This window comes from Photorhabdus akhurstii (assembly GCF_018448925.1).
Lineage (GTDB): Bacteria > Pseudomonadota > Gammaproteobacteria > Enterobacterales > Enterobacteriaceae > Photorhabdus > Photorhabdus akhurstii.
Window position 1 is genome coordinate 17694 of the sequence record NZ_RCWE01000039.1, and the last position, 11090, is coordinate 28783.

Sequence of the window (11090 nt, forward strand, 5' to 3'; positions counted from 1 at the left end):
CAATAAAAGGGTAAGAGGCATCATGTCTGCATCAGGAGAAGTTTCAACTGCAAGGGACTACATAGGCCACCACCTGAATAACCTTCAGTTGGACCTACGTACCTTTGAGTTGGTCGATCCCAACTCTGGTGGTTCTGCAACGTTCTGGACGTTGAACATTGACTCGCTTTTTTTCTCAGTCGTATTAGGGATTTTATTTCTGTATGTATTCAGAAAGGTTGCGGTTAATGCCACCAGTGGCGTACCTGGCAAACTTCAGACTGCTATAGAATTGATCATGGGTTTTGTTGATAACAGCGTTCGTGATATGTATCACGGGAAGAGCAAAGTTATTGCCCCTTTGGCACTGACAGTGTTCGTTTGGGTGTTATTAATGAACGTGATGGACTTATTGCCAATCGATTTTCTCCCTTATATCGGTGAACATTTCTTTGGTTTACCGGCTCTGCGTGTCGTGCCAACAGCAGATGTCAGTATTACCTTGTCGATGGCTATTGGTGTCTTTGTCCTCATCCTCTACTACAGCATTAAGATGAAAGGGATTGGTGGTTTTACAAAGGAGCTGACTTTACAGCCTTTTAATCATCCACTGTTTATTCCAATTAACTTAATTCTGGAAGGAGTTAGCCTGCTTTCAAAACCGGTATCACTCGGTCTGCGACTGTTTGGTAACATGTATGCGGGTGAATTGATCTTTATTCTTATAGCTGGTCTGTTACCGTGGTGGTCGCAGTGGTTACTCAGCCTGCCTTGGGCTATTTTCCACATACTGATTATTACGTTACAAGCCTTTATTTTCATGGTTCTGACGATTGTTTATCTGTCGATGGCATCTGAAGAACATTAATTTTTTACCACAATAACTAACTGTGTTTTAACTGAAACAAATTGGAGACTGTCATGGAAAACCTGAATATGGATCTGCTGTACATGGCTGCCGCTGTAATGATGGGCCTAGCGGCAATCGGTGCTGCGATCGGTATCGGCATCCTCGGAGGTAAATTTTTGGAAGGCGCTGCTCGTCAGCCAGATTTAATCCCTCTTCTGCGTACACAGTTCTTTATCGTTATGGGTCTGGTTGACGCCATCCCAATGATTGCTGTGGGCCTTGGCTTGTACGTAATGTTTGCTGTCGCGTAGTTTGTGGAAATAATCTGAAACTACGTCAACTCATTAATTTTAAAAGAGGTATTGTGCTGTGAATATTAATGCAACAATCCTCGGCCAGGCCATTGCGTTTGTCTTGTTTGTTATGTTCTGTATGAAGTTCGTATGGCCACCGATCATGGCGGCCATAGAAAAACGTCAAAAAGAAATTGCTGACGGTTTATCTTCTGCAGAACGTGCCAAAAAGGACCTGGACTTAGCGCAAGCCAATGCGACCGACCAAATGAAGAAAGCGAAAGCGGAAGCTCAGGTCATCATTGAACAGGCTAATAAACAAAAAGCCCAGATCCTTGATGATGCAAAAGCGGAAGCTGAGCAGGAACGTAACAGAATCGTAACGCAAGCTCAGGCAGAAATTGATGCCGAACGTAAGCGTGCTCGGGAAGAGTTGCGTAAGCAGGTCGCTATGTTGGCTATCGCAGGTGCCGAGAAAATCATCGAACGTTCCGTGGATGAAGCTGCTAATAGCGACATCGTTGATAAACTGGTCGCTGAACTGTAAGGAGGGAGGGGCATGTCTGAATTCGCTACTGTAGCTCGCCCCTACGCCAAAGCAGCTTTTGACTTTGCTGTGGAAAAACAATCGCTTGAACAATGGCAGAATATGCTGGCGTTCACGGCTGAAGTGACTCGTAATGAGCAAGTTGGCGAGCTGCTTTCCGGTTCATTGGCATCGGAAACATTAGCTAATACCTTTATCGCAATTTGCGGTGAACAGGTCGATGAACATGCTCAGAACTTTATTCGTGTTATGGCAGAGAACGGTCGCTTACTGGCGTTACCGGAAGTTTTGCAGCAATTTATTCAATTGCGTGCATCACTTGAATCAACCGTTGATGTTGAAGTAATTTCTGCCGCCGAACTGAGAGAACAACAGCTGACTAAAATTGCTGTAGCGATGGAAAAACGTCTGTCACGCAAAGTTAAGCTGAATTGCAAAATTGATAAGTCTGTTATTGCTGGTGTGGTTGTCCGCGCAGGTGATTTGGTGATCGATGGTAGTATTCGTGGCCGTTTAGATCGCTTAACAGACGTCTTGCAGTCTTAAGGGGACTGGAGCATATGCAACTGAATTCCACCGAAATCAGCGAACTGATCAAGCAGCGCATTGCTCAGTTCAATGTAGTGAGTGAAGCTCACAATGAAGGTACGATTGTATCCGTTAACGACGGTATCATTCGTATTCACGGTTTAGCCGAAGTTATGCAGGGTGAGATGATCGCACTGCCTGGCAATCGTTATGCAATCGCATTGAACTTGGAGCGTGACTCCGTAGGTGCGGTTGTGATGGGGCCGTATGCTGACTTAGCAGAAGGCATGAAGGTTAAGTGTACTGGCCGTATTCTTGAAGTACCTGTTGGTCGTGGTCTGCTTGGTCGTGTAGTAAACACGCTGGGTGAGCCAATTGATGGTAAAGGCCCTGTTGAGCATGATGGTTTCTCTGCTGTTGAAATGATCGCTCCAGGTGTTATCGACCGTCAATCTGTTGATCAGCCGGTACAAACTGGTTATAAATCCGTTGACGCAATGATCCCTATCGGTCGTGGTCAACGTGAACTGATTATCGGTGACCGTCAGACGGGTAAAACAGCACTGGCTATTGACGCAATCATTAACCAGCGTGACTCAGGCATAAAATGTGTTTATGTTGCAGTTGGTCAGAAAGCTTCTACTATTGCGAACGTTGTTCGTAAATTAGAGGAACATGGTGCTCTTGCCAATACTATTGTGGTTGTTGCGACTGCTTCAGAATCTGCGGCATTACAATACCTGGCGCCATATTCGGGTTGTGCAATGGGCGAATACTTCCGTGATCGCGGTGAAGATGCGCTGATTGTTTACGATGATTTGTCTAAGCAGGCTGTAGCTTATCGTCAAATTTCTCTGTTGCTCCGTCGTCCGCCAGGACGTGAAGCATTCCCAGGTGACGTTTTCTATCTGCACTCTCGTTTGCTGGAACGTGCGGCACGTGTTAACGCTGAATATGTGGAAAAATTCACCAATGGTGAAGTGAAAGGTAAAACCGGTTCTCTGACGGCCCTGCCTATCATTGAAACTCAGGCAGGCGACGTATCAGCATTCGTACCGACAAACGTTATTTCAATTACTGATGGTCAGATTTTCTTGGAATCTAGTTTGTTCAATGCGGGTATTCGTCCAGCAGTTAACCCAGGGATTTCCGTATCCCGTGTGGGTGGTGCTGCTCAGACTAAAATCGTTAAGAAATTGTCTGGGGGCATTCGTACTGCTCTGGCTCAATATCGCGAACTGGCAGCGTTTTCTCAGTTTGCTTCTGACCTTGATGATGCAACCCGTAAGCAGTTGGATCATGGTCAAAAAGTAACTGAATTGCTGAAACAGAAACAGTATGCGCCAATGTCTGTTGCACAGCAGTCATTGTCTCTGTTTTCTGCGGAACGTGGTTATCTGGAAGATATCGAAATTGCTAAGGTTATTGATTTCGAATCTGCGTTGCTTGCATATGCCAACCGTGAACATGCTGATCTTCTAAAAGAGATTGACCAGTCTGGTGGTTACAATGAAGAGATCGAAGCAAAGCTAAAAGCTCTGCTGGATTCCTTCAAGGCAACTCAGTCCTGGTAACACTATTCGGCCCGGTTTAATTAAACATGGGCCGTCTGGTTAATGAGGAGAATCAGGAATGGCCGGCGCAAAAGAGATACGTACCAAGATCGCCAGCGTGCAAAACACGCAAAAAATCACTAAAGCGATGGAGATGGTTGCTGCGTCCAAAATGCGTAAAACGCAGGATCGCATGGCGGCCAGCCGTCCTTATGCAGAAACCATACGCAATGTGATTGGTCACCTTGCGTTAGGTAATCTGGAATATAAACATCCATACCTTGAAGAACGTGAAACCAAACGTGTTGGGTATCTGGTTGTTTCTACCGATCGTGGCTTGTGCGGTGGTTTGAACACTAATCTGTTCAAAAAACTGCTTTCAGAAATGAAAGACTGGTCTGATAAAGGTGTCCAGTGTGATCTGGCGCTTATCGGCTCTAAGGCTACCTCTTTCTTTGCTTCTGTTGGGGGCAACGTTGTTGCTCAGGTAACAGGCATGGGAGATAACCCTTCACTATCCGAATTGATCGGTCCAGTGAATATCATGCTGCGGGCATACGATGAGGGGCGTCTGGATAAATTGTATGTGGTGACAAACAAGTTCATCAATACAATGTCCCAGGAACCGACTATTACTCAGTTATTGCCTCTGCCAGCCGGAGATGATGAGACACTGAAGAAGAAATCCTGGGATTATTTATACGAACCTGATCCTAAGGCGTTGCTGGATATACTGCTGCGTCGTTATGTAGAATCGCAGGTTTATCAGGGCGTCGTTGAAAACCTGGCTAGTGAACAGGCCGCACGAATGGTGGCGATGAAAGCCGCAACTGATAATGGTGGCAGCCTGATCAAAGAGTTGCAGTTGGTTTATAACAAAGCTCGTCAGGCCAGCATAACTCAGGAGCTGACCGAGATTGTCTCGGGTGCTTCCGCGGTTTAACAGCTAGGTTTATGAATTACGTAGAGGATTCAAGATGGCTACTGGAAAGATTATCCAGGTAATCGGCGCCGTGGTGGACGTCGAATTCCCTCAAGATACCGTACCAAAAGTATACGATGCTCTTGAGGTTCAAAACGGCGAAGCTAAGCTGGTGCTGGAAGTTCAGCAGCAGTTGGGCGGCGGCGTTGTTCGTTGTATTGCAATGGGTACTTCTGATGGCTTAAGCCGTGGTTTAAGTGTCACTGATTTAGGCCACCCAATTGAAGTTCCGGTTGGTAAAGCGACATTGGGCCGTATCATGAACGTGTTGGGTGAACCAATCGACATGAAAGGCGATATCGGTGAAGAAGAGCGTTGGGCTATTCATCGTCCGGCTCCAAGCTATGAAGAGTTATCTAACTCTCAAGAACTACTGGAAACCGGTATTAAGGTAATGGACCTAATTTGCCCATTCGCTAAGGGTGGTAAAGTTGGTCTGTTTGGTGGTGCGGGTGTAGGTAAAACCGTAAACATGATGGAGTTGATCCGTAACATTGCGATTGAGCATTCGGGTTACTCTGTATTTGCCGGTGTAGGTGAGCGTACCCGTGAAGGTAACGACTTCTACCACGAAATGACGGACTCTAACGTACTGGATAAAGTATCTCTGGTATATGGTCAGATGAACGAGCCGCCAGGAAACCGTCTACGTGTTGCGTTGACTGGTCTGACAATGGCTGAAAAGTTCCGTGATGAAGGCCGCGATGTTCTGCTATTTGTTGATAACATCTATCGTTATACTTTGGCAGGTACTGAAGTATCCGCACTGCTTGGTCGTATGCCATCAGCGGTAGGTTATCAGCCAACTCTGGCGGAAGAAATGGGTGTTCTGCAAGAACGTATTACTTCTACCAAAACCGGCTCTATTACCTCCGTACAGGCTGTTTATGTACCTGCGGATGACTTAACTGACCCATCTCCGGCGACGACTTTCGCCCACTTGGACGCGACCGTAGTACTTAGCCGCCAGATCGCTTCTTTGGGTATTTACCCTGCGGTTGATCCGTTGGATTCGACCAGTCGTCAGCTCGATCCATTGGTTGTTGGTCAAGAGCACTATAATGTTGCTCGTGGCGTTCAATCTATCCTGCAACGTTATCAGGAGCTGAAAGATATTATCGCTATCCTAGGTATGGATGAACTGTCAGAAGACGATAAGCTGGTAGTTGCGCGTGCTCGTAAGATCCAGCGCTTCCTGTCTCAGCCGTTCTTCGTTGCGGAAGTCTTTACTGGTTCACCAGGTAAGTTCGTTTCCCTGAAAGATACTATCCGTGGCTTTAAAGGTATCTTAGACGGCGACTATGACCACCTACCAGAACAGGCATTCTACATGGTAGGTACCATCGAAGAAGCTGTGGAAAAAGCGAAGAAACTTTAATACGGCTGACCGGAGGTTGACATGGCTGCAATGACTTACCATCTGAATGTTGTCAGTGCTGAAAGCCGGATGTTTGAAGGTTTGGTACAGAAAATTCAGGTGACAGGTAGTGAAGGTGAACTGGGTATTTATCCAGGGCATGCTCCGCTACTGACTGCCATAAAACCTGGCATGGTACGTATTGTTAAGCAGTTCGGTGAAGAAGAGGTCATTTACCTTTCTGGGGGTATCCTTGAGGTACAACCGAGCGGCGTTATCGTACTGGCTGACACTGCGATCCGTGGTAAAGATTTGGATGAAGCTAAGGCGTTGGAATCTAAGCGTAAAGCTGAAGAACACATCCGTAATTCTCACGGTGATGTTGACTATGCTCAGGCATCTGCTGAATTGTCTAAAGCGATTGCAAAACTTCGTGTAATCGAACTGACAAAAAAAGCGATGTAATACAGGCGGTTAAATAAAAAAGCCAGTTGGTGAAAACTAACTGGCTTTTTTGTATTGCGAAATATGTAGTAATTTATCTCGCAAACAGGTTTACTTTTTTTATCTTAAATTGGAGCTATCAGGTTTCTTATGTCTAACAGTGCAAAAAGTGTTGTAATCCTTGCCGCAGGTAAAGGAACTCGCATGTACTCTGATCTCCCTAAAGTTCTGCACTTGCTGGCCGGTAAACCGATGGTTCAGCATGTGATTGATACTGCAATGGCATTGGGCGCTAAAAATGTTCACCTAGTTTATGGACATGGTGGTGACCTGATGAAGCAAACCCTTTCTAATCAGACACTGAATTGGGTATTACAAGCAGAGCAATTAGGAACTGGCCATGCGATGCAGCAGGCAGCACCACATTTCGCTGATGATGAAGATATTTTAATATTGTATGGCGACGTACCTCTTATTGGTACAGATACCCTTGAACGCTTACTAGCGGTTAAACCTGAGGGTGGTATAGGTTTATTAACAGCAATTTTGGATAATCCAACGGGTTATGGTCGTATTGTTCGTGAAAACGGGGAAGTAACTGGCATCATTGAGCAAAAAGACGCGACTGAAGATCAACGTAAAATCAATGAAATAAATACAGGAATTCTGGTTGCTAATGGTGGTGATTTAAAACGTTGGTTGTCCCAATTGGATAACAACAATGTTCAGGGTGAATATTACCTTACTGATGTGATTGCGTTAGCTTATAAAGAAGGTAGGAAAATTGAAGTGGTGCATCCAACTCGCTTGAGTGAAATGGAAGGTGTAAATAACCGCCTTCAACTTTCTGCTCTTGAACGGATTTATCAATCTGAGCAAGCGGAACAATTATTACTAGCGGGCGTTATGTTGTTGGATCCTGCCCGTTTTGATTTACGTGGCACATTAATTCATGGCCGTGATGTGGTTATTAATACTAATGTCATTATTGAGGGTAATGTAACCCTTGGTAATAACGTACAGATTGGTACCGGTTGTGTGTTGAAGAATTGCATCATTGGTGATGATTCTATTATTAGCCCCTATACAATAGTTGAAGATTCTGAAATGGAGATGGGTTGTACTGTTGGGCCTTTTGCACGTTTGCGTCCCGGTTCTAAACTCGCTGAAAAAGCCCATGTAGGGAATTTCGTTGAGATGAAGAAATCTTATCTGGGTAAAGGTTCTAAAGCTGGACATTTGACTTATCTTGGCGACGCAGACATTGGTCGTAATGTAAATATTGGTGCAGGTACTATTACCTGTAACTATGACGGTGCTAATAAATTTAAAACCATTATTGGTGACGATGTTTTTGTTGGTTCTGATACTCAGCTTGTTGCTCCGGTGACTGTTGCTAAAGGCGCTACAATCGGAGCAGGAACAACAGTGACAAAAAACATAGCTGAAAATGAACTGGTAGTAAGTAGAACTAAACAAACGCATATTCAGGGGTGGAAACGCCCTGTGAAGGAAAAAAAATAAAATAATAATCCCCACTCTACAGGCTCGGGGACCGGAAAAACCGGAAAACAATCAGGCTCTTGACATATAAAGGGCTTTCATCAGCCCTATTTTTAGGAATAAAACTGATGTGTGGAATTGTTGGTGCAGTAGCACAACGAGATATTGCAGAAATCCTGATTGAAGGATTGCGTCGTTTGGAATACCGTGGTTACGACTCCGCCGGCTTGGTGGTTGTTGATAACGAAAAAAATATGCTCCGTCTGCGAGAAGTCGGCAAGGTACAAGTACTTGCTGATAAAGTTGATAAGCAGCCGGTCCTTGGTGGGACAGGTATTGCTCATACCCGCTGGGCTACACACGGTGAACCAAACGAGAAAAATGCTCACCCGCATATATCTGATTATATTGCCGTTGTTCACAACGGTATTATTGAAAACTATGAAGAGTTGCGAGTTCAATTAATTGAACTCGGTTATCAATTTATCTCGGATACTGATACAGAAGTTATTGCCCACCTTGTTCATTGGGAACAAAAACAGGGTGGTACTTTGTTAGAAGCTATTCAACGAGTTATTCCTCGGCTGCGAGGTGCCTATGGTGCAGTCATCATGGATAGCCGTGATCCTGGAACAATAATTGCTGCAAGATCGGGTAGTCCTTTGGTTATAGGCTTGGGTGTTGGAGAAAACTTTCTGGCGTCTGATCAGTTGGCGCTATTGCCTGTTACTCGTCGTTTTATCTTCCTTGAGGAAGGGGATATTGCTGAAGTAACTCGTCGTACTGTGCGCATTTTCAATGCTCAGGGTAAACCGGTTGAACGGGAACAGATAGAATCCAATGTCCAATATGATGCTGGTGACAAAGGTGTCTACCGTCATTACATGCAAAAAGAGATCTATGAACAGCCAATGGCGATTAAAAGCACTCTGGAAAGACGCTTGAGTCATGGGCAGGTAGATCTATCTGAACTTGGTCCTAACGCAGCTAAATTATTATCTCAAGTAGAGCATATTCAGATAGTTGCTTGTGGTACATCCTATAACGCAGGTATGGTTTCCCGTTATTGGTTTGAAGCATTGGCAGATATTCCTTGTGATGTGGAAATTGCTTCTGAATTCCGTTACCGCAAATCAGCACGCCGTTCAGGAAGCTTACTGATCACCTTGTCTCAATCGGGTGAAACCGCAGATACATTAGCAGCGCTGCGTTTATCCAAAGAACTTGGATATCTCACATCATTGACTGTCTGTAACGTAGCGGGTTCTTCTTTAGTACGTGAGTCTGATTTTGCTCTGATGACCAAAGCCGGTGCAGAAATTGGCGTTGCTTCAACTAAGGCGTTTACAACTCAGCTGACAGTATTGCTGATGCTGGTGGCCTACCTTGGACGCTTGAAAGGTGTTGATACAGAGCAGGAGCAAGAAATTGTCCATGCATTACATGCACTGCCAAGCCGCATCGAAAGTATGCTGTCGAAGGATAAAATTATCGAAGCGTTGGCGGAAGATTTTTCTGACAAACACCATGCTTTGTTCCTTGGCCGTGGTGATCAATATCCGATTGCGGTTGAAGGCGCTCTGAAATTAAAAGAGATTTCTTATATTCATGCTGAGGCTTATGCTGCTGGTGAATTAAAACATGGACCACTGGCACTGATTGATGCGGATATGCCGGTTATCATTGTAGCGCCTAACAATGAACTGCTAGAAAAACTGAAATCTAATATCGAAGAAGTCCGTGCCCGTGGTGGATTGCTATATGTGTTTGCTGATCAGGACGCGGGTTTTACCGATAGTGAAGGAATGAAGATTATTCCGTTGCCACATGTTGAAGAGTTGACTGCACCAATATTTTATACCGTGCCACTGCAACTGCTTTCCTATCATGTTGCTCTGATTAAAGGAACTGATGTTGATCAGCCTCGTAATTTGGCTAAATCAGTGACCGTAGAATAATCGTTTTATAATAAGAAGTTCAAATAAGCCTCTGTACATTAAAAATACAGAGGCTTTTTTTTGAACTGAGAAAATTTATCATTATTTTCTTGCCGATAAAAATAAATCACGCTATTGTAATGTTATATTATTACATTGTGGCGAAATTATGAAACCAGATATCCATCCAAACTACCGGGTAGTTGTATTTCACGATACCAGTGCTAATGCTTATTTCACAATTGGCTCTACGATTCGCACAGAACGGACAATTACCTTGAATGGGGAGGAGTATCCATATGTCACTGTTGATGTGTCATCGGAATCACACCCTTTCTATACGGGTAAGCAGAAAATTTTATCTCAGGAAGGCAGTACTGCGCGATTCCAGAAAAAATTCGGGCGTTTTATTGGTAATAAATAATATTGAGAGATTATAAAAATGCAGGTGTTAAGTTCACTTAAAACAGCAAAAACTCGCCACCCAGATTGCAAAATCGTAAGTCGTCGTGGTCGATTATATGTTATTTGTAAATCTAATCCACGTTTTAAGGCGGTTCAGGGAAAGAAAAAGAAGCGCTGATGCTCAATTGATAATGGTAGAACTCGCAGCTTATAACTGCGGGTTTATTGTCCATATTTAATTTTACTTCTGATTATCTTGAAAATAACTGACCTAAACTTTGTTTGGGAATGAAGTTAACGTAATTAATTTTAAGATAAATTAAATTTATATTTTATGCAAAATGAAACCTCATTAGTGCTTGTTGTATGGCATAAAATTAAACCTTCAATTAGTTATTTTTACTACAAATTTATCCTGCAAAATAGTTCATAATTTACTCTTATCAACACATTTTTTCATAAGCCACAGTTCTGGTCATTTATTAACACCCGAATATAGCCAATTTTCGGCATATATAGTCCCGCTTAGTACCAATACGAAACTATTCTTTCGGAAATTTCACCGATAAGTGAGTTTTAAAAAATCTTGGTTTGATGGAAACGGTGAATTTGGCTCAGGGAGCAGTACCGAATAGTCGAAAAGTAAATGGCAAAGTTCTGACTGAGGATATCAATATTACGTCTCAGGATATTTTTCATGGACAGGCTGTTT

Annotated in this window: 12 protein-coding genes; all 12 read left to right on the forward strand. The window is 43.8% G+C overall.

The window, feature by feature from the left end:
- Window positions 1-22: 22 nt before the first annotated feature.
- The 12 genes from atpB (at window position 23) to ykgO (ending at window position 10556) form a co-directional block, all read left to right on the forward strand.
- Window positions 23-847: a F0F1 ATP synthase subunit A gene (gene atpB, locus EAE93_RS22650; protein WP_105397418.1), complete on the forward strand. Its 825-nt coding sequence runs from the start codon at window positions 23-25 to the stop codon at window positions 845-847.
- A 53-nt stretch (window positions 848-900) separates the two neighbouring features.
- Entirely contained in the window at window positions 901-1140 is a 240-nt protein-coding gene (atpE, locus tag EAE93_RS22655) for a F0F1 ATP synthase subunit C (protein WP_000429386.1), read from the forward strand.
- Window positions 1141-1198: 58 nt separating this feature from the next.
- Window positions 1199-1669, forward strand: coding sequence for a F0F1 ATP synthase subunit B (atpF, locus tag EAE93_RS22660; protein WP_036782028.1), 471 nt, complete (start codon window positions 1199-1201; stop codon window positions 1667-1669).
- 12 nt (window positions 1670-1681) lie between these two features.
- Window positions 1682-2215: a F0F1 ATP synthase subunit delta gene (gene atpH, locus EAE93_RS22665; RefSeq protein ID WP_036782026.1), complete on the forward strand. Its 534-nt coding sequence runs from the start codon at window positions 1682-1684 to the stop codon at window positions 2213-2215.
- A 14-nt stretch (window positions 2216-2229) separates the two neighbouring features.
- Window positions 2230-3771, forward strand: coding sequence for a F0F1 ATP synthase subunit alpha (gene atpA / locus EAE93_RS22670; protein ID WP_036814820.1), 1542 nt, complete (start codon window positions 2230-2232; stop codon window positions 3769-3771).
- A gap of 58 nt (window positions 3772-3829) precedes the next feature.
- On the forward strand, window positions 3830-4693 hold the full coding sequence (atpG, locus tag EAE93_RS22675; RefSeq protein ID WP_036814819.1) for a F0F1 ATP synthase subunit gamma: 864 nt from the start codon (window positions 3830-3832) through the stop codon (window positions 4691-4693).
- 34 nt (window positions 4694-4727) lie between these two features.
- Entirely contained in the window at window positions 4728-6110 is a 1383-nt protein-coding gene (gene atpD / locus EAE93_RS22680; RefSeq protein ID WP_011144453.1) for a F0F1 ATP synthase subunit beta, read from the forward strand.
- A gap of 21 nt (window positions 6111-6131) precedes the next feature.
- Window positions 6132-6554 (forward strand): F0F1 ATP synthase subunit epsilon, encoded by a 423-nt coding sequence (locus EAE93_RS22685; protein ID WP_011144452.1) that lies wholly within the window; start codon window positions 6132-6134, stop codon window positions 6552-6554.
- Between the two features lie 129 nt (window positions 6555-6683).
- Window positions 6684-8057: a bifunctional UDP-N-acetylglucosamine diphosphorylase/glucosamine-1-phosphate N-acetyltransferase GlmU gene (gene glmU, locus EAE93_RS22690; RefSeq protein ID WP_214040610.1), complete on the forward strand. Its 1374-nt coding sequence runs from the start codon at window positions 6684-6686 to the stop codon at window positions 8055-8057.
- Between the two features lie 107 nt (window positions 8058-8164).
- The gene (gene glmS, locus EAE93_RS22695) at window positions 8165-9994 is read left to right on the forward strand and encodes a glutamine--fructose-6-phosphate transaminase (isomerizing) (protein ID WP_214040611.1); all 1830 of its coding nucleotides are present in this window, start codon (window positions 8165-8167) and stop codon (window positions 9992-9994) included.
- Between the two features lie 148 nt (window positions 9995-10142).
- A complete protein-coding gene (locus EAE93_RS22700) occupies window positions 10143-10397 on the forward strand; it encodes a type B 50S ribosomal protein L31 (RefSeq protein WP_036814814.1) in 255 nt (84 codons plus the stop codon).
- 18 nt (window positions 10398-10415) lie between these two features.
- Window positions 10416-10556 carry a type B 50S ribosomal protein L36 gene (gene ykgO / locus EAE93_RS22705; protein ID WP_012776225.1) on the forward strand — a complete coding sequence of 47 codons (141 nt, stop codon included), beginning with the start codon at window positions 10416-10418 and terminating at the stop codon, window positions 10554-10556.
- Window positions 10557-11090 lie beyond the last annotated feature (534 nt).